Annotated in this window: 20 protein-coding genes and 1 tRNA gene; 13 read left to right on the forward strand and 8 right to left on the reverse strand. The window is 43.0% G+C overall.

Going from position 1 to position 26421, the window contains the following annotated elements; genetic code table 11:
• Positions 1–114: 114 nt before the first annotated feature.
• Entirely contained in the window at positions 115–2943 is a 2829-nt protein-coding gene (locus tag G6053_RS10930) for a prolyl oligopeptidase family serine peptidase (protein ID WP_165306429.1), read from the reverse strand.
• A 93-nt stretch (positions 2944–3036) separates the two neighbouring features.
• Between G6053_RS10930 and G6053_RS10935 the strand changes: the two genes are divergently transcribed.
• Entirely contained in the window at positions 3037–3771 is a 735-nt protein-coding gene (locus G6053_RS10935) for an SIMPL domain-containing protein (RefSeq protein ID WP_108632063.1), read from the forward strand.
• Between the two features lie 114 nt (positions 3772–3885).
• A tRNA-Leu gene (locus G6053_RS10940) sits at positions 3886–3965 on the forward strand.
• 303 nt (positions 3966–4268) lie between these two features.
• On the opposite strand, the gene G6053_RS10945 is transcribed toward G6053_RS10940, so the two are convergent.
• Complete coding sequence (locus G6053_RS10945) at positions 4269–4592, reverse strand: hypothetical protein (RefSeq protein ID WP_165306430.1); 324 nt, start codon at positions 4590–4592, stop codon at positions 4269–4271.
• Between the two features lie 326 nt (positions 4593–4918).
• Between G6053_RS10945 and G6053_RS10950 the strand changes: the two genes are divergently transcribed.
• The 6 genes from G6053_RS10950 to G6053_RS10975 all read left to right on the forward strand — a co-directional run bounded on the left by G6053_RS10950 (position 4919) and on the right by G6053_RS10975 (position 12845).
• The gene (locus G6053_RS10950; RefSeq protein ID WP_165306431.1) at positions 4919–6232 is read left to right on the forward strand and encodes a PDZ domain-containing protein; all 1314 of its coding nucleotides are present in this window, start codon (positions 4919–4921) and stop codon (positions 6230–6232) included.
• Between the two features lie 457 nt (positions 6233–6689).
• Positions 6690–8081: an RtcB family protein gene (locus G6053_RS10955; RefSeq protein ID WP_165306432.1), complete on the forward strand. Its 1392-nt coding sequence runs from the start codon at positions 6690–6692 to the stop codon at positions 8079–8081.
• Positions 8082–8087: 6 nt separating this feature from the next.
• Complete coding sequence (gene prfH, locus G6053_RS10960) at positions 8088–8708, forward strand: peptide chain release factor H (protein WP_165306433.1); 621 nt, start codon at positions 8088–8090, stop codon at positions 8706–8708.
• Between the two features lie 418 nt (positions 8709–9126).
• Positions 9127–10005 carry a methylisocitrate lyase gene (gene prpB / locus G6053_RS10965; RefSeq protein WP_121122127.1) on the forward strand — a complete coding sequence of 293 codons (879 nt, stop codon included), beginning with the start codon at positions 9127–9129 and terminating at the stop codon, positions 10003–10005.
• A gap of 78 nt (positions 10006–10083) precedes the next feature.
• Positions 10084–11238 carry a 2-methylcitrate synthase gene (prpC, locus tag G6053_RS10970; RefSeq protein ID WP_165306434.1) on the forward strand — a complete coding sequence of 385 codons (1155 nt, stop codon included), beginning with the start codon at positions 10084–10086 and terminating at the stop codon, positions 11236–11238.
• A 155-nt stretch (positions 11239–11393) separates the two neighbouring features.
• Entirely contained in the window at positions 11394–12845 is a 1452-nt protein-coding gene (locus tag G6053_RS10975) for a bifunctional 2-methylcitrate dehydratase/aconitate hydratase (RefSeq protein WP_121121857.1), read from the forward strand.
• Positions 12846–12980: 135 nt separating this feature from the next.
• On the opposite strand, the gene G6053_RS10980 is transcribed toward G6053_RS10975, so the two are convergent.
• Positions 12981–15101 carry a 3-hydroxyacyl-CoA dehydrogenase NAD-binding domain-containing protein gene (locus G6053_RS10980; RefSeq protein ID WP_165306435.1) on the reverse strand — a complete coding sequence of 707 codons (2121 nt, stop codon included), beginning with the start codon at positions 15099–15101 and terminating at the stop codon, positions 12981–12983.
• Between the two features lie 38 nt (positions 15102–15139).
• Positions 15140–16312, reverse strand: coding sequence for an acyl-CoA dehydrogenase family protein (locus G6053_RS10985; RefSeq protein WP_165306436.1), 1173 nt, complete (start codon positions 16310–16312; stop codon positions 15140–15142).
• A gap of 345 nt (positions 16313–16657) precedes the next feature.
• On the opposite strand from G6053_RS10985, the gene G6053_RS10990 reads away from it, so the two are divergent.
• The gene (locus G6053_RS10990; RefSeq protein WP_165306437.1) at positions 16658–17836 is read left to right on the forward strand and encodes a thiolase family protein; all 1179 of its coding nucleotides are present in this window, start codon (positions 16658–16660) and stop codon (positions 17834–17836) included.
• A gap of 100 nt (positions 17837–17936) precedes the next feature.
• Here the strand turns inward: G6053_RS10990 and G6053_RS10995 are convergent, their stop codons facing one another.
• Complete coding sequence (locus G6053_RS10995; protein WP_046672939.1) at positions 17937–18155, reverse strand: hypothetical protein; 219 nt, start codon at positions 18153–18155, stop codon at positions 17937–17939.
• A 314-nt stretch (positions 18156–18469) separates the two neighbouring features.
• Here G6053_RS10995 and G6053_RS11000 point away from each other — a divergent pair, with 314 nt between their 5' ends.
• From G6053_RS11000 to G6053_RS11010, 3 genes are all read left to right on the forward strand, one after another.
• Positions 18470–19204: a histidine kinase gene (locus G6053_RS11000; protein WP_206531922.1), complete on the forward strand. Its 735-nt coding sequence runs from the start codon at positions 18470–18472 to the stop codon at positions 19202–19204.
• Positions 19194–19919, forward strand: a complete 726-nt coding sequence (locus G6053_RS11005) for a response regulator transcription factor (RefSeq protein WP_206531923.1) — start codon at positions 19194–19196, stop codon at positions 19917–19919. The genes G6053_RS11000 and G6053_RS11005 overlap by 11 nt, the downstream gene beginning before the upstream one ends.
• 171 nt (positions 19920–20090) lie before the next feature.
• Positions 20091–22361: a cation:proton antiporter gene (locus tag G6053_RS11010; RefSeq protein ID WP_165306438.1), complete on the forward strand. Its 2271-nt coding sequence runs from the start codon at positions 20091–20093 to the stop codon at positions 22359–22361.
• A 67-nt stretch (positions 22362–22428) separates the two neighbouring features.
• Here G6053_RS11010 and G6053_RS11015 read toward each other — a convergent pair whose 3' ends face one another.
• Both G6053_RS11015 and G6053_RS11020 read right to left on the reverse strand, forming a co-directional pair.
• Entirely contained in the window at positions 22429–23559 is a 1131-nt protein-coding gene (locus G6053_RS11015; protein ID WP_108632052.1) for a DEAD/DEAH box helicase, read from the reverse strand.
• 194 nt (positions 23560–23753) lie between these two features.
• Positions 23754–23945: a cold shock domain-containing protein gene (locus G6053_RS11020; RefSeq protein WP_077434921.1), complete on the reverse strand. Its 192-nt coding sequence runs from the start codon at positions 23943–23945 to the stop codon at positions 23754–23756.
• Positions 23946–24332: 387 nt separating this feature from the next.
• On the opposite strand from G6053_RS11020, the gene G6053_RS11025 reads away from it, so the two are divergent.
• The gene (locus G6053_RS11025) at positions 24333–25616 is read left to right on the forward strand and encodes a Gfo/Idh/MocA family oxidoreductase (RefSeq protein ID WP_165306439.1); all 1284 of its coding nucleotides are present in this window, start codon (positions 24333–24335) and stop codon (positions 25614–25616) included.
• Between the two features lie 177 nt (positions 25617–25793).
• On the opposite strand, the gene G6053_RS11030 is transcribed toward G6053_RS11025, so the two are convergent.
• Entirely contained in the window at positions 25794–26414 is a 621-nt protein-coding gene (locus G6053_RS11030; protein WP_165306440.1) for a dienelactone hydrolase family protein, read from the reverse strand.
• Positions 26415–26421 lie beyond the last annotated feature (7 nt).

Genomic DNA, 26421 nt, shown 5'->3' on the forward strand with positions numbered 1-26421 from the left:
TTTTACGGAAAACTGAAATTTTTTTTGATTTTTTTTATAAAATATGTATTTGTGGATAGTTTTTGGTTAAAAAAAATAGGTCGATTCAAACAAATCGACCTATTTTGTGTATTTTTAGTTGTAATCCAGTCCCCAGTCGATTCCTTTTAAGGTGGCAGGTACTCCTTTCTTTAGCCAGTTTGGCGCTGGAGCCCCTTTTAGGTAATGATCGAAGAACTGCTGTTCGCGGATCTGTATGTCTTTTCTGTTTTGTCGTTGAATTAAATTATGTTCATCGCCATTATAGTTCAACATCCAGACTGGTTTATTTAGTCTACGCAATGCGGTAAACATTTCGATGCCTTGGTACCAGGGCACGGCTCCGTCGTTGTCGTTGGCCATAATAACGACAGGTGTGTTTACCTTGTTTAAATGGAACAGCGGCGAATTCTCCAAGTACAGTTCAGGTGCTTCCCAAAGGGTTTTTCCGATACGGCTCTGTGTATGCTCATATTGGAATTGACGTGACATACCCGACTGCCAACGTATTCCTCCGTAGGCGGAAGTCATATTGACAACCGGAGCTCCGGTCCATGCTGCAGCATACATATTGGTACGCGTAATCAGATGTGCGACCTGATAGCCGCCCCAGCTTTGTCCCTGAATGCCCATTTTGGTGCTATCGACCCAAGAGTTCTGCGCTAAATAGCGCATGCCCGAATTGATATATTCCTCCGCTGATTTTCCCGGATGTCCGGTTTCGTAGCTGATATTCGGCGCAAATACCAAATATTCGTTGCTCACAAAGTAAGGGATATTTAGCCGCGAAGGAGTAGGGGCCGGTGGTTGGTAGGTATAGAGACCGTCTGAAAGCTTCTCATAGAAATAAGCAATGATCGGATATTTCTTTGCTGGATTAAAATTCTCCGGTTTGTAAAGAATACCTTCAGCCTGATGACCTGCCGGTGTGGTCCAATGCACGAGTTCGGCCGTACCCCAATTGTAGTTTGCCTGTTGCTTATTGATATCCGACAGCTGCAATTCGTCTTTGAACTTAATACTATTGATATAGATATTCGGTGAACTGACATAATCTTCTTTTGTGTAAAGAACGGTTTGTTGGTCAGCGGAGGCATTTATATTTTTAAATGCCTTTGGTTCAACAAAAAGGCTTTTTGGGTCGTTGTGCTGACCTTTAAACTGATAAAAACCAGATTCCTTTGTTTTGTTGTCGAATGATGTCAGGAATCCACCTTTTTTATAATCCAATGTCAATGGCTGATCGCGGTCTTCTTCACGTCGCAGCGGCAGATAACGTAATGTTGTTTGGGAAGCGGCGCCATAACCGTTGGTGAGTATGGATTTATTGCCCCCGTCAAGTGTAAAATACCAGATGTCGTAGCGTGAGTTGACATAGATCCCTTTATAATCAGGGCTCCAGGCAGCCATGCCATAGCCTTGTGCCGGTGTAGGCATGTCGTTCTCCTCATCTGCAAAAGATGCTGGAATGCCTTCATTTAATACGGTCTTTTTCTTCGAACTGATCTGGTACGAATTCCAGGTTCCTTTTTCTTCGTCAAAATAAACGACATATTTTGCATCTGGACTTAAGGTAGCATTTCCCGAAAAGTTAGAAAGAATAAGCTCACGTTGACCATTTCGTGTGGAAACCAGGTAGATATCCTCTTTTGTGCCTCCTTTCCACTGACTTTCGATCCGCTTGCCAAAATCTGTACGTGCCAAAACATATTCTGCATTTCCATCCGGTGTAAGCGTTGTTGCATTGAAGGTTTCATCCGTTAGCGGAATAACAGTACGATTGTTCTTGGGATAGGTGACCGCTAAAAAATTTTTGGAAAGGTCTTTTTTGAGGTTAACCAATTGCATAGGCTGTAAGTAGTCATCCTGCCAGCCCCATACATCGACTTTAGCATGTTCAAAGTCGACTAATGTGGTGTCTTTGACACGCGGTATCGGGGCAATGCCGAAGAAAAGTTTTTCGCCATTTTTGCTGAAGCGGATATTCCCATCGCCACTGACAGCCCAATTTTTGGGAATGCCGGTGCTATTTTTCGTTGCCAGGTACTGTGCTGTATCTATACCATTGGTATAATAATACAGATTATAATTTTTGAGCAGCGCCTTTTCCTTGGAGAGATCTCCCAAATAAGCCAATTGATTACCCGATTCATCAAAACTGAAACTTTTGTATTCACCTTTGCCCGTTGATATTTTCTTCAGATTTTTAGTAGCTATATCATACAGGTAAACACCAGACTCTTTAGATAAGCTGTCTTTCGCATCCGTTTTTTTTGAAAAGACGAGTTTTGTTCCGTTTTTGTTCCATTCATATTGATCTACCAAAGAGAATTGGACTGAATCGCCGGAATTGAGGTCATATAACGCTAGTGTCGCTACTGTTTTCTTCTTTTTATCGGTGGTATTTTTTTTATTTTGAGTAGAATCTGCCGGATTTTTGGAAGAATCTGGTTTTTCGTTCGCCTGTTTGTCAAAAAGGAAGGAAACAAAATTGTTGTTTTGTTCCGCAATCTTAAAGGACTTGACTGATCCAAATTTGACAAGGGAGGAACTGGTTAAATTATAGATTGCCAGGGAATCTTTGGGAAAATCCTCGGATTTTTTCTTTTTGATTTTAGCCTCGCGTGTTGCAGTAAAAGGCGCTTTGATGAGACTGATCAAATGATTTTCTGTATCGGTCAGTTTCCCATTGTAGCCTCGCGGAATCTGGACTAAGGCTTTGTTTTCTTTCGTTTTCAAATAGAGATGGCTATCGCCTTCTTGCGGAGCAACCTGAAAGAGGACAAATTTGCCGGATTTACTGATATAGGGAGATGATACGCTTTGCCAGCTATCATATACCGTATGATCCAACGGTTTCTTTTGTGCATGGACAGCTAAAGTAGCAAGAAAACAGAATGGTATACAGATATTTTTCTTATTCATGTTTAAATTCTTTTGTCGCAATTTATCTATAAAAAATAAAAAATCGACGATTTTTTGGTATATTCATTGTTACGTAAACATAAAAAACTGGTTATGAAATCATCATCTATTATTGTTTCTGTCATTGTGGGCGTCGTTGTGTTGCTGACCGCATGGATATTGGGCAATGCTTATCGATATAAATTTAAATCAACACAGACGATTACGGTAAATGGCAATGCGAAGAAGGACTTTGAATCGGATTTGGTAAAATGGAACGCCACATTTAGCAGGAAGAATTTCGAATTAAGTGCTGCCTCGGCCCAATTGGCAACCGACCGTGACCTGGTACGCGATTTTTTAGTGCAGCAGGGGATCAAGGTAGGTGAGATTCGTTTTGAAGCCGTAAATATCGCCAAAGACTTTGAATACCATACCGATGGGAAGGGCAATGGGTATAATACCTTTTCTGGTTATACATTGTCACAAACCGTGAGTGTGGAATCCAAAGACCTGAATAAGGTGGACAATGCTTCCAGAGAAATATCGACCTTGATTTCAAAAGGAATAGAGCTGAGCTCAAGCACTCCGAACTATTATTACTCAAAGCTGGAAGATCTAAAGCTGGAACTTATTTCCCAAGCTTCAAAAAATGCCCATCAGCGTGCGGATAATATTGCCAAAGAATCGAATGCGGGATTAGGTAGTCTGGTAAAGGCTGATCTTGGAATTTTCCAGATAACGGGTCAAAATGATAACGAAGAATACTCTTCTGGAGGTGCTTTTAATACAACTTCGCGGAAGAAAACAGCGAATATAACGGTTAAGGCGAGCTTTTTGAGTAATTAACGAAAAATTATTTGACTGTATTTCAGTAGACTATTGATTTCGGTGGGAAATTTGCTTAAAAAGTTTTCTCTTTTTCAATAAAAAAACTAATTTTGCATCATCCCAAACGGATATGCCCGGATGGCGGAATTGGTAGACGCGCTGGTCTCAAACACCAGTGGGAAACCGTGCCGGTTCGACTCCGGCTCCGGGTACTGAAAGGGTCTTAACATTACACATGGTAAGGCCCTTTTTAAGTAAAATGCCCCTTCGGGAACAAAGAACCACTCCTTGACACGGATGATTTAGTTAACAAGCTGAAAAATTTGTAGACCTGAAAGCTTTTAACCACGCAACAAGGTTAGGCTTCATTGTTTCATCACCAGACACTTAGCTTCATCCGTTAATTTATTTGAAACCTTCGTATGCTCGCGTCGATCTTTTTGAGATGAATATCAACCGATATATGCTTATTATTTGTTTAAATGAGATCAGCCGCGGCTTATCCTTAAGGACGTTTAGTTAAATGCTGAGGAGAGATGACCAAATGTTGAGGACGTTTGACCAAATGCTGAGGAGGATTGATCCGATGCTGAGGACGTTTGGTTCAATGCTAGGGAAGATTGGACCAATGTTGAGGACGTTTGATCAAATGCCAAGGAGGTTTGGCCAAATGCTAGGGAAGATTGGACCAATGCTGAGGACGTTTGGTCAAATGTCAAGGAGGTTTGGCCAAATGCTGAGGAGAGATGAACAAATGCTAAGGACGATTGATCAAATGTCAAGGAGGTTTGACCAATTGCTAGGGAGAGATGAACAAATGCTAAGGACGTTTTGTTCATCTCTCCTTAGCAACGGTAAGTGTTTGCTTACCGTTAAAATGCCCCTTTAATGGCATTTAGACCTTGATTTTCGTCTGATTTTGGCCATAAGGTGTCAAAATCGGCAATAAAAAGTTATGTCTTGCCGAAAAGTTGGCCGATTTTACCCCCTAAGTTTGTAGCCGACTCTTTCGTAATGGTTTCATTGGATAAAGATGCCAAATGGGCAACATACGAGTCATATTTTTTTCATCTTCGGTGCTGTAGAATTTGACACAGTTTTTTTGTATAAGCCTTTTTATTATGGGAATTCTTGTTTAAATTGGAAATACCAAATTTAAACTTAGATGAAAGCAGCATTTTTATCTTTAGCATTACTCTGTTCTGTTTTTGCATGGGGACAGGACCGTTTTGTTCTGAAAGAAAAAAAGAAGGCTAAAATTCCGTTTTTATTTGTCCATAACCTCATTATTATTCCCGTACAGGTTAACGGCTATGCCATGAACTTTTTATTGGATACAGGAGTCAAAGAGACGATGATCTTTGGGGAAACACTTAAATCTATAGATAGCGCTGTTTTTGTCAATAAATTTCAGGGACTGGGGAGGGACGAGGGGTTGGATGGCTATCTGTCCGTAAATAATAATGTGAATATCGCCGGTGTGTATGAAGATACGGATCAACCCATCTATATTCTTAAAAATGCACATATCGATATTTCTACCCGGATAGGCGTTGAAATAAATGGTATTATGGGGAGCCGTTTTTTTAGCGATCACGTTGTTGAAATGGATTTTTTGAAACATCGGGTTATCATCTACCAGAAGGAAGAGTATCCCAAGGGGCTGGCCAAAATGCAGCGCATCCCGCTAGATATTTTAAACAGCAGACCCTATATTTCGATCGCTTTTAATCAGGATTCTGCAGACATCGAAGGTCGCGTATTGATTGATATGGGCAATAGCGATGCGTTGATGCTTATCCCTTCCAAATTAAATAATTTTTCGATTAAACCTCCTTTTATTGGCGATTATATCGGGCAAGGATTTAATGGTGAAATTTATGGGAAAAGAAATCGGATCAAATCGTTGGAGCTGGGGCCTTTTACGATGCATTATCCGCTGGTGGCTTATCCGGAATTGAGTTCAACGCAGCATGCGACTTTTGTCAATGAACGAATCGGCTCTGTTGGAAACGAACTTCTGCGCCGATTTAAAGTGATTTTTGACTACCCCAATAATGTAGTGTATCTGGTTAAAAATAGAAATTTTGATAAATTCTATTATTTAAACATGAGCGGTCTGGAAATCATCCATGACGGCATTAAATATGAGAAGGAGGAGGTACCTGTCTATTTAAAAAAAGATGGTGGAACTGAGATTCGCATGGACAATCGGGTACAGTACCGATTTGTGCTGAAAAACATGTATAAAATCGCTACAGTTCGAACAGATTCCCCAGCGGCAATTGTCGGTTTAAAGCCAGATGATAAAGTGTTGAAAATCAATGGTCGTTCGGCGTCTTCTTATACCTTGGAAGCGATCCATACACTTTTCAAATCAGAGGAAGGCAAAGAGATCCGCTTTAAGATAGAAAGAGCTGGACAGGAACTCGATTATACCTTCTTTCTAAAAGATCCGCTGCCTTTTAATTCAAAATAAAGTTTCTTCAAAATTTGGAAAATTGAATTTAACTTACTTACCTTTGCCGCTGATATTAATTTTAAACAATTTAAAAGACGAAGAACTATGTTGGTCGCTAAGATAAAATCAAAAGACGCTTTTACGGCAAATGGATTTGCTGGAAGCATTCTTCGTGCTTTTCTTCACTTATAACGTATCCTTTACGATTTGAAAAAAGCCCGAAGATCATTCGGGTTTTTTATTTCCTTCAATTTTCTATTTAGCCGGGCTATGCGGGGTCTGTTTTTTATCGGTCGATTTCTGTGTCGGCCCATATAGGTTAACCGGCCTGTTTTTGTATGTCATTTTGGTCATGCTATAAAATGTGATGATCCCGCTGTCGGCAGACTGTTTATTCAAGAAAAGAAAACCCGGATATTTTAAATTGCTTATCCCTGAGCGGGATAAGTTAGCATATTAAATTATTTTAAAAAATATGGGAAGTAAATTATCGGGGAAAGACCTTATTAAAATCGGTTTTCCACAGCATAATATAATACAAGTAGCCTTAGGGCTAATAACACGCTACCGAAAAGGAGAAAAGAAGGAAAATATCCTTTTGGAAGTAAAAACTGTGTTGGAGGTACCTGAAAAATTTAGGGCGCATCCAATCTGGGCGAAGCTCGCTGAAGGTTTGATTCAGCCGGTTGAAGCCCGTATGCGGCAACTAAATAAGCAGATGGCTCCCTTTACCATTTTTGGTGAAAATGAAATTGATGAGCAAGCCAAAAAGCAATTGTATGAAGCATTGAAGTTACCCATAGCATATCGGGGAGCATTGATGCCAGACGCACATATGGGCTATGGCCTGCCGATCGGCGGGGTGCTGGCAACAGATAATGCCGTGATACCTTACGGGGTCGGTGTGGATATCGGCTGTCGGATGAGCTTGTCTATCTTTGATCTACCGGCAAGTTATTTTAGAGGAAGAGAATTCCAGTTGCGAAATATGCTGAAAGAAAACACCAAATTCGGTATGTATGATACGCATCGCGATAAACAGGATCATGCGATTTTTAGCCGATCCGAATTTAACGATATCCCTCTGCTGAAATCATTGTTGGATAAAGCGTACAAGCAACTCGGGACCTCAGGTGGTGGTAATCACTTTGTCGAATTTGGCGTGGTTGAGCTGCATGCTGTCCGCCCGGGCTGGGGGCTGGCCCCCGGTGCTTATCTGGCGATATTGTCGCATAGTGGATCGCGGGGATTGGGCGCAAATATTGCGAAACAGTATACTGACCTAGCCGCAAAGCAGTGTCCTTTACCGCGTCATGTGCAACATCTGGCGTGGCTGGACCTGGACAGCCAAGAAGGTCAGGAGTACTGGTTAGCGATGAATTTAGCGGGTGATTATGCGCGGGCCTGTCATGAGGATATCCACAGGCGTTTGGCTAAGGCTTTGGGGGAACGTCCCGTTTTAACCATCGACAACCACCATAACTTTGCCTGGAAGGAAATGATGGATGGAAAAGAATGTATTGTTCACCGCAAAGGGGCGACACCTGCCGGACAGGGGGTGCTGGGGATTATCCCAGGGTCCATGACTGCACCCGGATTTATCGTTGAGGGGCGGGGCAATCCGTTGAGCCTGCAATCGGCATCGCATGGAGCCGGACGCATGATGTCGCGGGCAGCCTGCAAAAGTAGCTTCACCAAAAGTGCCATGCTCAAGGAACTGGAGAAACATGATGTGGAACTCATCGGAGGCGCATTGGATGAAGCTCCACATGCTTATAAGGATATTCACCGGGTGATGAGCCTGCAGCAGGAGTTGGTTAATGTACTTGGAACATTTCGTCCCAAGATTGTTCGCATGGATAAATAGGAGCGCATGGAAAAGTATATTTTATTGACTTCGGGGCGAGGGCCCAGGGAATGTAATCTTGCTGTAAAGCTGGTGTTGGAAAGGATGCGGTCAGAAGCAAAGCAATATGGCTTAAAGATGGAGACGGTGGAAGCCGAGGAGATCGATGGGCTTCCCTGTTCATTGGTGTTAAAGCTGGCAGGTGAGGCAATTTCGGTATTTATTGATCGCTGGATAGGAACAATTTGTTGGATCTGTCCAAGTCCCTTTCGACCTAACCACAGACGTAAGAATTGGTTTTTGGAGGTCAAGAACTGGTATCCGGTACAGCCTGTTGCGAAAATGAACTTGAAGGATGTGCAATTTCAGGCGATGCGCAGCAGTGGCGCAGGTGGACAGCATGTAAACAAGGTGAGTTCAGCAGTTCGCGCGACTCACCTCCCGACAGGAATGATGGTACAGGTGATGGATACCCGTTCCCAATTGCAAAATAAAGAAATTGCCGTTTTGCGTTTGGAAGAACGCTTGCTGGAGCTGGAACGGTTGCAGAAAAATGCAGGGAAAAATCAGTCCTGGAAAAATCAGATTGATGTCCGTCGAGGGGATTCGAAACGTATTTTCTCCGGTCTGAAATTTAAAGAGTTATGACCGGATTAGGATGCCGTTGGGCGTTGAATATGACTTTTTTGTCGCCTATAAGCTGTCGATACCATGTTCTGTGCTTATTAATGAGGTGAACAGCATCGTTTAAACAACGACGCTGATCTTATGAGTCCGGCCAAACACCGGGCTCATGTTATTTATGGCGGTAGCTACCGACTTGTTTTTAAGGGGAGAGCTGCGCGCACGATTGTGAATGCTTCCGGATGAAACCGTATTTTCTTCGGCTAAAGACTTGAAATGTAGAAAATAATTTGTTGAAATGCCGTGATAATTAGTATCTTTAGGATGAACGATCGAATTATTTGTTGTTCAAACTAAATAAACTTAAATACTGCTCATCATGCCCCTAACAGGGTTTTATCCTGTCGGACTAATGAGTTGTGGAATTTCAAATTTCAATGATATGATAGATTCTCCAGGCTTCCTTTTTAGAGAAGCAATCAAGCATGAAAACCCCTTACAAGTCGTCGGAACCATCAATGCGAATCACGCACTTTTGGCTGAGCAAGCAGGCTTTAAAGCTATCTACCTCTCTGGAGGCGGTGTCGCTGCGGGTTCGCTGGGTGTGCCAGATTTGGGTATTACAACACTTCAGGATGTATTAATTGACGTGGACCGCATTACTAATGTATGCAAGCTTCCTTTGATGGTGGATATCGACACGGGCTTTGGTCCTTCAGCTTTTAATGTCGCAAGGACGATAAAGAGCCTGATTAAAGCCGGGGCTGCAGCGGTCCATATGGAAGATCAAGTGGGGGCCAAACGCTGTGGCCACCGCCCGGGAAAGGAGCTGGTGTCAAAAGATGAAATGGTAGACCGGTTAAAAGCTGCTGTCGATGCGCGTACTGATCTACATTTTGTCATTGGTGCGCGTACCGATGCTTTGGCTTCTGAGGGTTTGGAAATGGCCTTGGAAAGAGCCCTGGCCTACAAAGAAGCCGGGGCGGATTTTATCTTCGCGGAAGCCGTGCATAACTTGGATCAATATATGCAGTTCAGTCGCGCAACCGGATTACCTATACTCGCTAACATTACCGAATTCGGACAGACACCATTGTTTAACCTTGACGAGCTTCGTCATGCGGATGTGTCCATCGTGCTTTACCCTTTATCTGCATTCCGTGCAGCAAACAAAGCGGCGACTGATGTGTACAGGCATATTCGGAAAGACGGTGGTCAGGCAGCAGTTGTAGACCGTATGCAGACTCGCGATGAATTGTATCGCAGTATCGACTACTATGCTTACGAGAACCGCCTGGATCAATTGTTCAACGCGAAGTAATTACCATCTCTAACCGGATGCATGAGTATATTTTGTTATTTAAATACACGCTAACTTATACATAAATAATTTATGGCGATGAAAGAGACACCAAATGATACGGGTTTTAAACCCAAAAAAAGCGTCGCACTTTCGGGTGTTCCGGCTGGAAATACAGCGCTGAGCACCGTGGGGAAAAGTGGTAATGACCTCCATTATCGGGGATATGATATCCTGGATTTAGCCCATCAGGCCAGCTTTGAAGAAGTTGCTTACCTGCTGATTTACGGAAATCTTCCTACACAGGCGCAGTTAACGACTTATCAAGGCCAGTTACTTAGTCAGCGCGGTCTGCCGATTACAGTACAACAGGTATTGAAACAGTTGCCTTCTACAGCACATGCCATGGACGTGCTGCGCACCTATGTTTCTTTTTTTGGAAGTGTAAATCCGGAAAAGGAAAATCACGCTTTGGCAGGAGCCAGGGACATTGCCAATCGTTTGATGGCATCCATGGCTTCGGCTTTGCTTTATTGGTACCACTTTAGTCAAAATGGACGTGAAATTCGGGTGGAAACCGATGACCCAACCCTTGGGGGGCACTTTTTGCATCTGCTACATGGGAAGGCACCATCCGATTCCTGGGTGCGGGCCATGCAAATCTCGCTTAACTTATATGCTGAACATGAATTTAATGCCTCTACCTTTGCTGCACGGGTAATTGCGGGGACGGGATCCGATATGTACTCCTGTATTGCCGGTGCAATCGGGGCTCTACGGGGACCAAAACATGGCGGTGCAAATGAAGTTGCTTTTGAGATCCAGAGCCGTTATGCGAATGCTGATGAAGCCGAAGCCGATATCCGGAAAAGACTGGAAAATAAAGAAGTTATAATTGGTTTTGGACATTCTGTCTATACCATTTCAGATCCAAGAAATCAGGTTATCAAGCAGGTCGCCAAGGAATTATCCGAGGAGGCCGGTGATATGACATTGTACCTGATTGCCGAACGGCTGGAGAAAGTAATGTGGGAAGAAAAACGGATGTTCCCTAATTTGGACTGGTACTCGGCCGTTTCCTATCACCTGATGGGAATACCTACTGAGATGTTTACCCCTTTGTTTGTGCTTTCACGTATCACAGGCTGGTCCGCACATGTTTTTGAACAACGGCAAGATGGCAAAATCATCCGGCCGAGCGCAAATTATATCGGTCCCGATGATCGGCCGTTTGTGCCAATTTCAGAACGATAAACCGGTATGGTATGTATAATAGCGTGAACGAAATTGGAAGAAACGGCTTGGAGCCCTGATGAAAGGATATTTTGGTGTTTTTTCGTTTGATGGGTACGGGCAGTTTCTGAAATAAATAAATTGAAAATAAAGATAGCTTTTATAAGAAAAAAATAATGAGTTCAACAATATTAAATGAGCGACCACAGCCCGATCAGGTCCTGGTGGCGATAGTGGATTATGTACTAAATTACAAGATAGAAAGTAAAACGGCATGGAATACAGCTTTTTATTGTTTCCTGGATACCATAGGTTGTGGGTTGGAAGCGCTGACCTATCCCGCTTGCACCAAATTACTTGGTCCGGTTGTCCCGGGGACGATTGTTCCTAACGGTGCGAAAGTACCCGGAACGAATTATCAGTTGGATCCCATACAGGCTGCATTCAATATCGGCACCTTAGTTCGCTGGCTGGATTTTAACGATACTTGGCTAGCGGCGGAATGGGGGCATCCATCAGATAATCTTGGCGGTATTCTGGCGACTGCAGACTGGTTGAGCCGAACGCAGATCGCCAAAGGAGGGAAATCCCTAAAGACGAAACAGGTGCTCGAAGCCATGATTATGGCGCATGAAATTCAGGGGGTCCTGGCGCTTGAAAACTCATTCAATAAAGTGGGATTGGATCACGTTATTTTAGTGAAAGTCGCTTCTACAGCTGTTGTCGGTAAGCTCTTGGGGCTCAGTAGGGAAGAGTTGCTCAATGCCATATCACTTGCCTTTGTCGACGGGCAGGCCCTGCGTACTTATCGTCATGCGCCCAATACAGGGAGCCGTAAATCATGGGCTGCCGGCGACGCGACTTCGCGTGCCGTACGCCTTGCTTTAATCGCCAAAACGGGTGAAATGGGATATCCCTCTGTGTTAACAGCACCTATATGGGGCTTCTATGATGTTTCATTTAAAGGGAATCCATTTAAATTCCAGCGCGATTATGGATCTTACGTAATGGAAAATATTCTGTTCAAAATCTCTTTCCCTGCTGAATTTCATGCGCAGACTGCTGCCGAAGCGGCGATGCAGCTTCACCAGCAGTTAAAAGAATTTGGGAAAAATAGCGATGATATCGAGCGTGTCACCATTCGTACGCATGAAGCCGCAATTCGGATCATAGACAAGAAAGGGCCTTTACATAATCCGGCCGATCGCGACCACTGTATTCAGTACATGGTTGCGGTACCTCTAATTTTTGGACGATTGACGGCGGAGGATTATGAAAATCATATTGCGCAGGATCCACGTATTGACAGCTTGCGGGATAAGATTTTCTGTGTCGAAGATCCTCAGTTTACAGTAGATTACCATGATCCACAAAAAAGGGCGATCTCCAATGCACTGACGGTGGTCTTGAAAGATGGGACAGTATTGCCGGAGCTGGTTGTGGAATATCCTATTGGACATCCACGACGTCGGGAGGAAGGAATACCGAAGCTGATTGAAAAGTATAAGACGAATCTTGCTCGTGTATTTGCCGAAAAACAACAAAAACAATTGCTCGAAGTGACCTTGGATTACGATACATTCATTGATCTGGATGTATCTGATCTGATGGATCTTCTGGCCCGATAAGAACAAGAAACCATTGACTGGTGTAAAATTGAGTTATTACTGGTCAATGGTTTTTTAGCTTGTTATTTATAGAAGAGCTTAAGCCTTAGATAGACATTTTGCTTGATTCCACGTTCTTTAATAAATGCTGATCGTTTAATTCAAAGACTGTTTTCCTGTCCAGTTTGAATCTAAACCCGTATAAAAGGTAAAATTTCTATCGGCAAGTTTTCTTAACGATTGTGGGATTTCCCATTGTTCACCAAATGGTAGAAACGATTGGCACTCCTCCATAAAAATCGGGAGCGTTGTTAGGTCGATATGGCCAAACACTCCCCCGGTATGTGCGGCATATCCCACGCCGAGGATTGAACCTATATCGCCAGCTATGGTTTCTTCCAATATACCTTCTTCCAGACAGCGGTAGCTATCCAAAGCCATGACATGGAGCAGTCTCTTACGTATTATATCGGCTGACCAAGACCCTTCGGAGGTCGGTAGAGCAGGATTCCGCCAGATTGTTTTTGTTCCAAAAGCAGGGTCGTAGTCATAGAATCCATGGCCTGATTTTCTGCCTTTTCTGCCATTCTCAATCATTTTGTTCAGGTGGGCATAAGCACGTCGTTGACTGTTATGGAGTGTGGGGAATTGATCGTACACGTGCACCATCAGTTCCAGTGAAATTTCATCCAGCACGGCCAATGGGCCAACAGCAAATCCTGCCTGAATGGCTTCTTCTTCGATCTGAATCGCAGGAATACCTTCCAGCAACATCGTGATTGCCTCCAGTAAATAATGGAAGAAAATGCGTGAGGTAAAAAATCCGGGTCCATCATGCACGACAATGGGGATTTTGCCCAGGCGCAACGTTACTGCAATTGCCTTTTGCAATGTAATATGATCGGTTTGTGTGCCACATATAATTTCAACCAAGGACATACGGTCTACAGGAGAGAAAAAATGCATGCCAATGAAGCGCTCCGGCCGATCCGTTACATCGGCCAATGCCGTAATGGGCAGCGAAGTAGTATTGGAAGCGAAAAAGCCATTTTCGGCGAGATAAGGCAGACTTTGTCGGGTAACTTCAGCTTTTAGCTCCAGATCTTCAAATACCGCTTCAATAATTAAATCAGCACCGACAAGATCGGCAACTTGCGCACTGGGTTGAATATTGGATAAAAGTTCCTGTTGTTGAATGCCGCTCATCTGCCCTTGGGCAAGCCGTTTGTCGCAAAGTTTGGTCGAATAGGCTTTTCCCTGCTCGGCCTGTGCGATAGTCACATCTTTTAAAACCACTGCAATGCCTGCTTTGGCGGCTTCATAGGCAATACCGGATCCCATCATACCTGCCCCCAGAATTCCTATTTTTTTGACCTTATAATCTCCAAGTGATTTTATCCGGCCGGGATGCTGTGCCTTTCGAATTCCTTCATGCAGCGTCCTGATCATATGAAGGGGTTCCGGTGCCCTTAATACCTGAGAATAGCGTGATGTTTCAGCCGTTACCGAACCAGTTAATGATAAAGACGGGGCTGTTTTCAGCAGTTCCACGACAGCATTGCTACCGGGTAATAATCCTCTTGTTTTCTTTAAAATAGCGGAGCAGGCCGCTTCAAATTCCGCAGATGGCATAGTTGAATAGGCAGCAGAAACAGATTGCTTTGAATTTGTAAGGATCCAGTTTTTCGCTTGCAATAGGCACAGATCAAAATCGGCTGCTACTTCATTCAATAAACCCGATTCAAGCGCCGTTTGACCTGGTATAAGGCCGGCTTGGGTCAACAGGTTCAGTGCTTGGACGGAACCTACAAGCTGTGGTAGACATATCGTCGCTCCAAAACCGGTAAAAAGCCCAAATTTACTTTCGGGAAAACCCATTTTAATTCCCGGACCTGCGATACGGTAGTCTGACCACAACATCGTTGCTAAACCAATACCTGTGCATTCATCATCAAAAATAGACACAATTGGTTTGTTTTGGCTTTTCCATTGTAGTGCCTGTAGGGTGGTTTTTAATAGGGTCTCAGGATCGAATCGACCACTGGACACTTGATCGAATAGGGAAAGATAATCGGTCTGTTTGTTATTTAACGGACAGGTATAGATCAGTCCCCGAACCTCTTTTTCATTAAGAATGGCCGTTAATAGGGCAACGAACTGCTGCAAACGATCGAGTATGCCTTGTTCGTCGGCTATGGCATCGGCGAATGGTTTTATGGTGACAATATGTTGATTGTCATGCTGTATGTCAAAATAGGGCTGGGTATTATAATTCATTATATTGAATTTATTTTTTTGTATTGAAAATGGTTATGTTAGCTAGTTTTGTTCCGCTGATAGTTTACCTTATCAATCGTCATCTTAGCAATGATTTCCAACATAATCTCAGATGTTCCACCGATGATTGTGCCCACTCTTACATCCCGATACAGACGTGCGATTTTGTAATCTTCGGTAAATCCGTAGCCTCCAAACAACTGCAGACAATTGCTGACCACCTGAACGGCGAGTTCACTTGCCTGGAGTTTGGCTATGGAACAGTCCTGGACGGTATATTCCCCTTGGTTATGAAGATCACAACATTGATAAACAAATGCTTTTGTGGTTGCGATATCGGCAGCCATTTGCGCAATGCGGTGTCGGATGGCCTGAAAATCATGGAGCTTTTTACCGAATGCCTCCCGTTGACCGATATATTTCAGGGTATATTGTAATGCCGAATCCGCTGTTGCAAGACTATGGATGGCGGCGGTTAAACGTTCTAATTGTAAACCCGCCATTAAGTAGCTGAAGCCTTCATTTTCAACGCCAATCAGGTTGGAAACCGGAACCTGGACCTGATCGAAACCCAACTCGGCTGTGTCGGAGGCATGCCAGCCTAATTTGTTGATCTTATTGGCCGAAACACCCTTAGCATTTCTTTCTATCAGCAGCAGACTGATCCCTTTTGTTCCTTTTTCCGGAGCCGTTTTAACCGCAGTAATAAAAAAATCTCCATAATAACCGTTGGTGATAAAGGTCTTGGAACCATTTACAATATAATGGTCGCCCGATCGAACGGCTGTCGTCTTGATTTGTTTGACGTCAGATCCAGCCCCCGGCTCGGTGATGGCAACGGCGCTGACCATATCACCGGCAATAACTGGCTTGAGATAACGTTCTTTCAGTTCCTCGGATGCATATTTTAATAAATAGGGAGCTGACATATACTGGATAACTAAGGCGGATATTGTAAACCCTCCTGAAAAACAATAGGATAGTTCTTCACATAGGATCAGCGAATAATAAAAATCTAAGTCCAGACCACCGTACTCTTCAGGGTAATTGAGTCCCATGAAACCCATGTCACCCATTTTCTTCCAGATGTTTCGATCTATTTCACCTTGTTGTTCCCATTGATCTATATGTGGGATAATTTCCTTGTGAATAAATGCCCGAATGGTCTCGCGAAAAATCTGATGTTCAGCTGTGAGCTTGCTTGCCTGCATAATTGTTTATTTTACTTTTGGTTATTGGTTTCAGTTACCCGATAGTCGACTGAAAACGATTCATCTTTTGCTTTATCTTGGCATTATAATACCTTTCCCAAAGCATGGGATGTCTAGTCGAATTTAACGAAAAGCAGTGGCTTTTCTGCAAATATTTATTGTTTATTTTTTGTAAAATAGATTAGGTAGGGAACTTTTTGCCTGATTTTTTTTCTATTTATTCTGTTTATGCCGGAAAAATAAAGAAATAGGATTCGCTTGTTTGCTTTATATTTTTTATCTTTAGGAAAGGAATGATGCCCTTGTCCATCATGATCAGGAGAAAACAATTATAAACAGAATAACATGTCAAAGAGTGTATTTATCGTTGCGGCTAAGCGTACGCCAATCGGAAGTTTCGGCGGTGGTTTGTCATCTATTTCCACGACAGCCCTGGGTGCTCATGCTGTGCGGGCGGTCTTGGATGAGGCCGGTCTTTCAGGGGATCAGGTCGATGAGATTCTGATCGGCAATGTGCTACAGGCCGATTTGGGACAGGCTCCCGCCCGTCAAGTTGCCCGACTCGCAGGTTTACCTGACCGGGTGCCGGCAACGACAGTCAATAAAGTATGTGCAAGTGGCATGAAGGCCATTGCTTTTGCCGCACAGGCAATACTGTTGGGCGATGCCGATGTGGTGGTTGCAGGTGGTATGGAAAGCATGAGCAGAGTACCTTATTATGCGAGTGCCATGCGCTGGGGAGCGAAGTTCGGGAGCCAAAGTTTTGTCGACGGTTTACAGCGGGACGGTTTAAGTGACGCTTATTCGAATGAAGCAATGGGAAGTTTTGCCGAACTATGTGCCGAGAAATATGCGATCGGGCGGGAGGAACAGGATCAGTATGCCATCAGCTCCTACAAACGAAGCCTGGATGCATGGCAAAAAAATAAATTTGTCAACGAAGTAAGTCCGATTGCCATTCAGGCCCGTAAAGGCGAACAGACGATCTCCAGAGATGAAGAATTTTCTCAGGTCAATTTCGATAAGATTCCCGAATTAAAGCCTGCTTTTAAGAAAGATGGCACGGTGACGGCTGCGAATGCATCAACTTTGAGTGATGGCGCCGCTGCGGTATTATTAATGAGTGGGGAAAAAGTAAAGGAATTGGGCGTACAACCCCTGGCTGAAATCATCGCCTATGCTGATGCCGAACAGGCACCGGAATGGTTTACGACCAGTCCAAGCCTCGTAACGGATAAGGTGCTGAAGAAAGCGGGATTGACAAAAGAAGATATCGATTACTTTGAATTTAATGAAGCCTTTTCTGTGGTTGCACTTGCGAATGCAAAAATATTGGGTATTCCTTTAAATAAGGTGAATATCTATGGTGGAGCAGTTTCGCTCGGTCACCCATTGGGTTGCTCCGGAGCAAGGATAGTCGTGACATTGACCAGTATATTACAGCAAGAGGGTGGAACAATGGGACTCGCTGCCATTTGCAACGGTGGTGGAGGGGCTTCAGGAATGATTATTAAAAGATTGTAATTTCTCGTCCAGATCAGGAATTATTTTATATCGGTAATTAACTGATCTGGACGAAGTCTATGGTTTGGTTGATGACTAAGCGCCAGAAGATCAACAAGGGTTATTCTTCATATAGACGACTTGCCTCAACACCATGAAGTGCTAGTTCGGACTCTATTTCCGTTGGGTTGAGCCGGATGCCCTCAATGGTGAGCAGGTTGTAAATGGAATCCAGATCGATCTTCCATTCATGGATACCATTTAATTTTTCTACAGCTTGTTTGATCTTGTCTACAAGACTGGGATGTTGTGCATTAGTTTCGAAAATGAGCTTTTCCATCGTGTTTCATATTAGGCCCGATTAGAATAAATCAGGCAGGTTTAACCAAAATAGCGTAGACAATCATTTGATCGGCTAATTACAATACTCTCAATATAAGAAGAATAATCTGAAATTAATAGTTTAAAGTGACTAAATTGTAATGAAACTGTTAATTTTTGTAATCAATACCTGCAAATTTTACACTCAAATAAGTATTCTTTTCGGTATTAAATTTTGCGATTCATTGCAGCCCGATAAAATCAACCTGACCTGCGGCTGCCTAAAGGAATCGTTTCGTTGCTAGTGAAATTTTCGTTAAGTTTGAAGGAATCATGACGACTGAACTTTCCAATATAATGATCGTATTGCTTCTTGTGGCTGTCATTGTCCTGTTAATTTTTTATCTATTATTAATACGGAAATACAACAAGCTGCGGGGGGAGGAGCTGCGACATAGAGAACTTTTCAAACGCATGGATAATGAGCAGATGGATCATGTTCATCGTAATCGTTTAAATCCGCATTTGCTGAAAAACTCACTCAATGGTATTCTTTCCCACGCCTATCAAACTTACTATACCATGGATAAATTGGCGATGGTACTGGACTATGTATTATATGAAAGTGAAGCTGAACTTGTCTCTCCAAAAGCAGAGATTGAGTTTGCGCGGAATTTAATTGAGGTTAATAAGGTCAAGTTAAGCCCCTTATTCGATATGCGTGTTAAATTTGATATTGATGAATTGAACGAGTCCCTACTGGAGCGCCCTGCACTGGTTCCGCTGATGACCGTAGATCTTATTGAAAATGCGTTTAAACATGCTGATTTTCACCATCCCGACTCCTTTATTTCGATCGTATTGACTTTTCGCAATGGTTTGTTGGAATTGACAGTCAGCAATAAAATATCGAAACGGTCCCCTTTGTATAAAAGCAAAGGTGGAATAGGCAGCAAGACACTGGAAGAACGCTTGATGCTTTACTATCCGGATAGGCACGAGTTAAAACGTTTTGTAGAAAATGATGTCTATAACGCTTACCTTCAGATCAGGTTGTATGAGAATTGAAAAAGTACTGAAATGCATTTTGCTGGATGATGAACTGCCGAGCTTACGATTTTTGAAGATGCTCTGTGAACAAATTCCCGGACTGGAGGTTGTCAGGGCCTTTAATGATCCGGGCGTGTTACTCAACGAATACAAAAGTTTAGATTTTGATTTTTGCATCCTGGATATTGAGATGCCACAGTTTAACGGCTTTGATATCGCTAAGGTACTGGAAGACTATCCCATTGTTTTTTCGACAGCCTATAAACAGTATGCCAGCGATGCTTTCGATATCAATGCCGTAGATTATATGCGCAAGCCAATATCTTTATCGCGCCTCCAGCAGGCGATTCTAAAAGTAGAGCAGGTAATAAATAATCGGCAAACAGACATTTCTCCTTTCGCGCAATTTAATACCAATAAGGGCAAAGCAATACTTTATTTCAATCAGATAGACTATATTCAAATTGCGGAGGTGGACAGCCGCGATAAGACAGTATTCCTCTCAGATGGATCCTCCATATTATTGAAAAATATCAGCTTTGACAAGTTGCTGTCCATCTTACCCGAGCAGGATTTTATCCGTATCAGCAAGAAGGAAATTATCGCTCTCAAAATTGTGAAATTCTTTTCGGCGGACATCATCACCAGTAACTTGTTGGATGAGCAAGAATCGGCTATTCTTTTTAGCTTGGGCGAATCCTATAAAAAATCATTCCTCGAGAAATTTGTTTGATTACAAAATTCTCGGAGTTCATTACAAATTTTTGGCTTCCTAACCCGCAGTAAGATTTAAAACAGGTATAGAATTTTATTTTTGTTGTGGTTGTCTGTTCGAATTGATGAATAGTTGATTTTGGGCAGACATTTATCTGCTATTAACACCCGATTATTTAAAGCGAAAAAGATGAAGAAATACAGGAATACGATTTTTTATGTAACCCTAATAGGCACATTGCTTGTGGTGATGTACTGGGTTATCCATTTGGGGACACAGCTGCAGAGTCAGGGACTGCTTACCGGTGAAAAAACAAGCCAGGGGGCCTGGGTGGATTTTAAAACGACCTTTCTGCACAGCCTTGGACATCCATTAGCGATACTGCTGGCACAGATTGTGACGATTATTATCGCCGCCCGTGTGATGGGATGGATATGTATCAAAATCAAACAACCGGTCGTGATCGGTGAAATGCTGGCTGGTATTATTTTAGGCCCGTCCTTATTGGGGCTTTATTTCCCTGAATTCGCACATACCTTATTTCCGGTTGAATCGCTTAGTAATCTACAGTTTTTGAGCCAGATCGGATTGATCTTATTTATGTTCATTATCGGTATGGAACTGGATTTGAATGTACTGCGCAATAAAGCGCACGATGCGGTGGTGATTTCCCATGCCAGTATTGTTATCCCCTTTACGCTGGGAATTTCCCTGGCTTATTTTTTATACCTATACCACCCACCTGCGAATGTGGAGTTTTTGTCCTATAGTCTGTTTATCGGTATATCGATGAGTATCACGGCATTTCCTGTCCTGGCCAGGATCGTACAGGAACGGGGACTTCAAAAAAGTAAACTGGGTGCGATGGTCATTACCTGTGCCGCGGCGGATGATATTACAGCCTGGTGCATTTTGGCGGTGGTCATTGCGATTGTGAAGGCTGGGGATTTTGCCAGTGCCTTGTACACGATAGCCCTTGCGGTTGCTTATGTCTTATTGATGATAAAAATTGTGCGCCCTTTCCTTATGCGGGTGGGAGAGGTGAAAGGTACGCGTGAAGGTTTGAGTAAACCTGTAGTCGCCATTTTTTTTATTGTGCTTTTATTTTCGGCCTACGCAACTGAAGTCATCGGTATACATGCGTTATTCGGTGCGTTTATGGCGGGTGCGATCATGCCCGAAAGCAGCCGTTTTCGAACAGCCTTTATTGAAAAAATCGAGGATGTGTCGACGCTACTGTTGCTGCCGCTATTTTTCGTATACACGGGACTCCGTACACAGATCGGTTTATTGAATGACCCGCAGCTATGGATCATCACCATCGTGATTATTTTGGTGGCGGTAATTGGAAAATTTGCCGGAAGTGCGTTGGCTGCCCGCTTTGTGGGACAAAGCTGGAAAGATAGCTTGAGTATCGGTGCGCTAATGAATACCCGGGGACTCATGGAACTGATCGTATTGAATATCGGTTATGACCTTGGTGTATTAAGTGCCGAATTATTCTCCATGATGGTCGTCATGGCGCTGCTCACCACTTTTATGACCGGTCCTTCACTGGATCTGATCAATTACTTATATCGGCCGAGAAAACGTTTACTACAGCAGGAAATCCAAAATAAGTCGAAATTTAAGATCCTCCTGTCATTTGCCAAGAGCAATACCGGAATTTCACTGCTTCATCTGGCAGATGCACTTACTTTAAAGTCCAAAAATACGGCTGAAATTACTGCATTGCATATCGAGCCTTCCAATGAGCTCCATCATTACGAGGTGGAAACACAGGAGCAGGATAGCTTCCGCGAAATAAAGGAGACTGCAGCAAATTTGGAACAGCCTATTCAGACGATTTTCAAAATTTCTAGCGACATTGACAGTGAAATTGTGGAGACCTCAAATGAACAGCATCAGGATCTGCTGTTGTTGGGTGTGAGCGAATCCATATACGAAGGTAGCCTGTTGGGACGATTTCTGGATTTTACATCACGTATTATCAATCCGGAGAAATTATTCCATACCGTGACAAATGCGGAATCGCCCTTTGCTACATTTGACCGAAATCAGCAGATCAATGCCAAGGTCAATGCGATGGTTGGTATTTTGATCGACAAAAACTTTGTCCGGCCCCGTCATGTTATTGTTCCTATCCTGTTGAAAAATGATGAATTCCTAACGGCAATCATCCAACGCTTAATTCATCATTCGGATGCGCAGGTGATGGTGTGGGATTTTGACCAGATCTTGCGGAAGCAGGAGAGTTTCCGGGAAAAGCTAAGGCAGCTGGAACAGCTTGTTCCCAATCATTTGACGATATTGGAAGAGAAGGAGCTTGATGCCGAGCTGTGGGCACAACAGGATCTGATGCTTATCAGCTTACCGTGTTGGCATAAAATTGTCAACAAGAAGATGGACTGGCTACACCATACACCATCCACCTTACTGCTGGCCGACCGAAAAAAATAAGGATTTACACAAAGCGCGCCGAAACAAGATTGTTCCGGCGCGCTTCGTGTAAGAATAACGAGGAAAGTTATTTTCCTGCCTTATTCACTTTGATCTTTAAGCCGATCAATTTTTCAATATCGCTTAAATAAGGTCTTTCTTCCACATCACAGAAAGAAATGGCATTTCCTTCCAGACCCGCTCTACCTGTCCGCCCAATGCGGTGAACATAGGTTTCGGGTACATTGGGTAGGTCATAATTGATGACCATAGGCAATTGTTCAATATCTATTCCGCGTGCAGCAATATCAGTAGCGATCAGAATTTTCAGTCGGTCTTCTTTAAATTCACCCAATGCTTTTTGTCTGGCATTTTGTGATTTATTGCCGTGAATTGCAGCAGCGCGCAGTCCATTCTTAGCCAACAGTTTGACAATCTTATCAGCGCCATGTTTTGTACGTGAAAATACAATCGTACGTTCTTGCTTAAATTGTTTAAGCAAACTCGTCAACAATTTTATTTTCTCCTTTTTCTCAATAAAGTATACCGACTGATTTACCTTTTCAGCAGTAGAACTTACTGGAGTTACGTCCACTTCGACAGGCTTGTGCAAGATGCCGTGTGCAAATTTGCGAATATTGGGCGGCATTGTTGCTGAGAAAAACAGCGTCTGTCTTTTCTCGGGAACCTTCGCCAGGATTTTTTTAATGTCATGGATAAATCCCATGTCGAGCATATTGTCAGCCTCATCGAGGATCAATACTTCTATTTTATCGAGAAAAACCAGTTTCTGATTCATCAGGTCTAAAAGACGGCCCGGTGTGGCTACTAAAACATCCACTCCTTTTTTTATTTCTTTGACCTGTCTGTCCTGATTGACTCCGCCGAAAATGGTGCAGTAATTTAGTTTTAGATGTTTGCGATATAAATTGATATTCTCACCGATCTGTATGGCTAATTCACGGGTTGGTGTGAGGATCAGGGCACGGATGGGCATTACCTTACCCTGCACGTGTACATTTTTCTCGGATAGACGCTGCAACAAGGGCAGGGCAAATGCCGCTGTTTTACCAGTGCCTGTTTGTGCACATCCAATAAGATCCTGACCGCTTAATATAACGGGGATCGCTTTTTGTTGTATTGCAGTGGGGGTTGTATATCCTGTTTCCGCGATTGCCTTGAGGAGAGGAGGTATTAAATTGAGTTGTTTGAATTCCATTAAATATGATTCGGAAAAATAAGCTTAAACGAAGACCCTTTAGCTATTCTATAGTATCAAATAATTGATTAGAGGTATCTTTAATTATACCCGAAATGAATAAGTACATTGAAAATAACAAGGGAAGAATACGAAAAAGAAATGGGATAAATCATTAAGAATTACCCCATTAACAAGAAAGTGTATTTTTTGGATTACGCCAATTTTACGTTTGTAGCGTTGATTCCTTTTGGAGTTCTTTCTACATCATAAGTTACAACGTCGCCTTCAGATACTTGGTTCTTAAGAGCAGAAACGTGTACGAAAACATCTGCACTACCATCCTCTGGTGTAATAAAACCAAAACCTTTAGTTTCATTGAAAAATTTAATTTTACCTGTATTCATTATTTTTAATTAAGTCCTGCAAGGTAGGGATAATAAATGATTAATCTTTTATTTTTCGTTAAAATAACAAAGTTTTTTTTCTTTCTCCCTATTTATTTAGCCCTAATCAACCTTCAAATGGATTAGGACCTGTTTTTATATCGTATTGAAAGTCAGTATGCCAACGGTATGTAGCTTTTTCTGTAACAGCTGTATTCCTGAAAATAGTAGCGTAAGGCTTTTAGATACCATAATTTTGTCTGATTTTTCTACTGTCCCGAAGAGACTTTAATGCGGAGAGGTTTGAATGTCGATATATATTTTACAATGATTAGGGTAAGGGCTTAAATTGAATTTTGTAATTTCATCGGGAACTTAAACCTTCGCGTATTAATAAACCAACATGTGATGAATAGAAAAGACTTTATCCGAACTTCCAGTATTTTAGCCGCCTCTACATTTATGCTCAAAAGCCAGGCATCCAGCTTATTTGATCAGCCGATCCGGGTGGGCGTGATCGGGGTAAATGGTATGGGCTGGTCTGACCTTAATGCTTTGCTAAAGCAGGATGGTGTGATATGCACAGCGCTTTGTGATGTAGATGAAAATATCTTAAGCAAAAGGGCGAAAGAGCTGCAGGATAGAAATATGAAGGTTGCAACCTATGTGGATTATAAAAAAATGCTGCTTAGTCCGGATGTGGATGCTGTGATCATCGGTACACCTGACCATTGGCATTGCCTGCAGATGATCGATGCAGTGAACGCCGGGAAGCATACCTATGTCGAAAAACCCATTGGGAATTCCATTCGGGAATGTCAGCTCATGCTGCAAGCCGCAACAAAAAATAATGCAATTGTTCAGGTAGGTCAGTGGCAACGGAGTCAACAGCATTTTAAGGATGCCATTGATTTTGTACATTCGGGTAAACTGGGTAAAATACGTTTGGTAAAAGCTTGGTCTTATCTAGGCTGGAAAAATAGCATTCCGATTCAGCCGGACGGGACGATACCCGCAGGTGTACATTATATGGATTGGTTGGGTCCCGCCGCAAAAAGGCCTTTTAATATCAATCGTTTTCATTTTAATTTCCGGTGGTTTTGGGATTACGCTGGTGGTCTGATGACGGACTGGGGGGTACACATGCTGGACTACGCCCTGCTCGGAATGAAAGTTTCTGACCCAAAATCCGTAATGGCTTCCGGTGGAAAATTTGCTTTTCCGGATGATGCCGGAGAAACACCGGATACCATGACCGCGGTATATGAATTTGACAACTTTAATATTCAATGGGAGCATGCAAAAGGAATTGATTTAGGACCTTATAACCGCAACCATGGTGTGGCATTTATTGGCAATAACGGAACTTTGGTACTGAATCGCGGGGGCTGGGAAGTCATTCCCGAAAAGGGAAGGATGGAGGCGGTCGCCCTGCAGCCTTCCGTAGACAACGGTTTAGAAAAACATATGGCCAACTTCGTGGATGCCATCCGCAAGAAAAATCCGGCCTTGTTGAATGCCCCGCTTGAAGCCGGCGCCCATATTGCTATTTTTTCGCAATTGGGAAATATCGCCTATAGAACAGGGCAAAAGCTCTATTGGAATAATGAAAAGCAACGGTTTAATGACGAAAAAGCAAACAAATACCTTGCTTCAGTCTATCATAACGGCTATAAATACCCTAAAGTCTAAAGGTATGAAAAAAGGGGATAGTGGAGCAGAGTGATCAATCGTTCCGTGACAGGGTTACTAAAGCATATCCCGGGTTTAAGCTTTGAAAATTATTTCAGCTTAAACCCGGGATATGTCGCGGATATTGAGCGGCCTGTTGATTCCTGTTTCGATAAGGATACTTAAGCCAGGATGCATTTACTGAAAGACAAACTCGTTGGCGATGGTAATCTCTTCCTGATTAATCGAATGACCAAAATTGGGATATACAGCAAGCTTGACGTCCGCATGCTGGCCTTCGAGGATGTTCACGCTGGCGTTGACACGTTCCAGGGGCACATGAAAATCTGGATCACTGGTGCCAATAAATATCGGTGTTTGCTCAAAGTCTCCCATATACTTACCCGGATCAATTTGCTCACCGATCAATCCGCCGATTATAGCGACTGCGCCACCATATCGTCTGGCATTTCGCGCCAGGAATTCAAGCGTCAGACAAGCTCCCTGGGAGAAACCAAAAAAATAGATGTTTTCTGCTTGTAAACCCTTGTCCAAAGCAAGCTGCACGGTATTTTCAATGACTTCAAGAGCAGAACTCAACCAGGGCTCATTACTTTGTTCGGGAGCCATAAATGAATGTGGATACCAGGTGTAGTTCTCAGCTTGCGGTGCGAGTAAGGCATAATCCCCTACATTGAGATAAGCTGACATGCTCAGGATATCTGTTGCATTTCCGCCACGGCCATGAATCATGATCAATGCTTTTTTTGCATTTTCCAGGCTATGCCCCGCTGTTTTGATGTTGTTAGAATGACTCATTATCTCC

It is taken from the genome of Sphingobacterium sp. DR205 (assembly GCF_011064245.1).
GTDB lineage: Bacteria > Bacteroidota > Bacteroidia > Sphingobacteriales > Sphingobacteriaceae > Sphingobacterium > Sphingobacterium athyrii.

What these genes read in the sequence shown, in the direction of transcription:
- G6053_RS10930 (WP_165306429.1), bottom strand. Translation starts at nt 2,943, where the DNA reads ATGAATAAGAAAAATATCTGTATACCATTCTGTTTTCTTGCTACTTTA.
- G6053_RS10935 (WP_108632063.1), top strand. Translation starts at nt 3,037, where the DNA reads ATGAAATCATCATCTATTATTGTTTCTGTCATTGTGGGCGTCGTTGTG.
- G6053_RS10945 (WP_165306430.1), bottom strand. Translation starts at nt 4,592, where the DNA reads ATGAACAAAACGTCCTTAGCATTTGTTCATCTCTCCCTAGCAATTGGT.
- G6053_RS10950 (WP_165306431.1), top strand. Translation starts at nt 4,919, where the DNA reads ATGAAAGCAGCATTTTTATCTTTAGCATTACTCTGTTCTGTTTTTGCA.
- G6053_RS10955 (WP_165306432.1), top strand. Translation starts at nt 6,690, where the DNA reads ATGGGAAGTAAATTATCGGGGAAAGACCTTATTAAAATCGGTTTTCCA.
- prfH (WP_165306433.1), top strand. Translation starts at nt 8,088, where the DNA reads ATGGAAAAGTATATTTTATTGACTTCGGGGCGAGGGCCCAGGGAATGT.
- prpB (WP_121122127.1), top strand. Translation starts at nt 9,127, where the DNA reads ATGATAGATTCTCCAGGCTTCCTTTTTAGAGAAGCAATCAAGCATGAA.
- prpC (WP_165306434.1), top strand. Translation starts at nt 10,084, where the DNA reads ATGAAAGAGACACCAAATGATACGGGTTTTAAACCCAAAAAAAGCGTC.
- G6053_RS10975 (WP_121121857.1), top strand. Translation starts at nt 11,394, where the DNA reads ATGAGTTCAACAATATTAAATGAGCGACCACAGCCCGATCAGGTCCTG.
- G6053_RS10980 (WP_165306435.1), bottom strand. Translation starts at nt 15,101, where the DNA reads ATGAATTATAATACCCAGCCCTATTTTGACATACAGCATGACAATCAA.
- G6053_RS10985 (WP_165306436.1), bottom strand. Translation starts at nt 16,312, where the DNA reads ATGCAGGCAAGCAAGCTCACAGCTGAACATCAGATTTTTCGCGAGACC.
- G6053_RS10990 (WP_165306437.1), top strand. Translation starts at nt 16,658, where the DNA reads ATGTCAAAGAGTGTATTTATCGTTGCGGCTAAGCGTACGCCAATCGGA.
- G6053_RS10995 (WP_046672939.1), bottom strand. Translation starts at nt 18,155, where the DNA reads ATGGAAAAGCTCATTTTCGAAACTAATGCACAACATCCCAGTCTTGTA.
- G6053_RS11000 (WP_206531922.1), top strand. Translation starts at nt 18,470, where the DNA reads ATGACGACTGAACTTTCCAATATAATGATCGTATTGCTTCTTGTGGCT.
- G6053_RS11005 (WP_206531923.1), top strand. Translation starts at nt 19,194, where the DNA reads ATGAGAATTGAAAAAGTACTGAAATGCATTTTGCTGGATGATGAACTG.
- G6053_RS11010 (WP_165306438.1), top strand. Translation starts at nt 20,091, where the DNA reads ATGAAGAAATACAGGAATACGATTTTTTATGTAACCCTAATAGGCACA.
- G6053_RS11015 (WP_108632052.1), bottom strand. Translation starts at nt 23,559, where the DNA reads ATGGAATTCAAACAACTCAATTTAATACCTCCTCTCCTCAAGGCAATC.
- G6053_RS11020 (WP_077434921.1), bottom strand. Translation starts at nt 23,945, where the DNA reads ATGAATACAGGTAAAATTAAATTTTTCAATGAAACTAAAGGTTTTGGT.
- G6053_RS11025 (WP_165306439.1), top strand. Translation starts at nt 24,333, where the DNA reads ATGAATAGAAAAGACTTTATCCGAACTTCCAGTATTTTAGCCGCCTCT.
- G6053_RS11030 (WP_165306440.1), bottom strand. Translation starts at nt 26,414, where the DNA reads ATGAGTCATTCTAACAACATCAAAACAGCGGGGCATAGCCTGGAAAAT.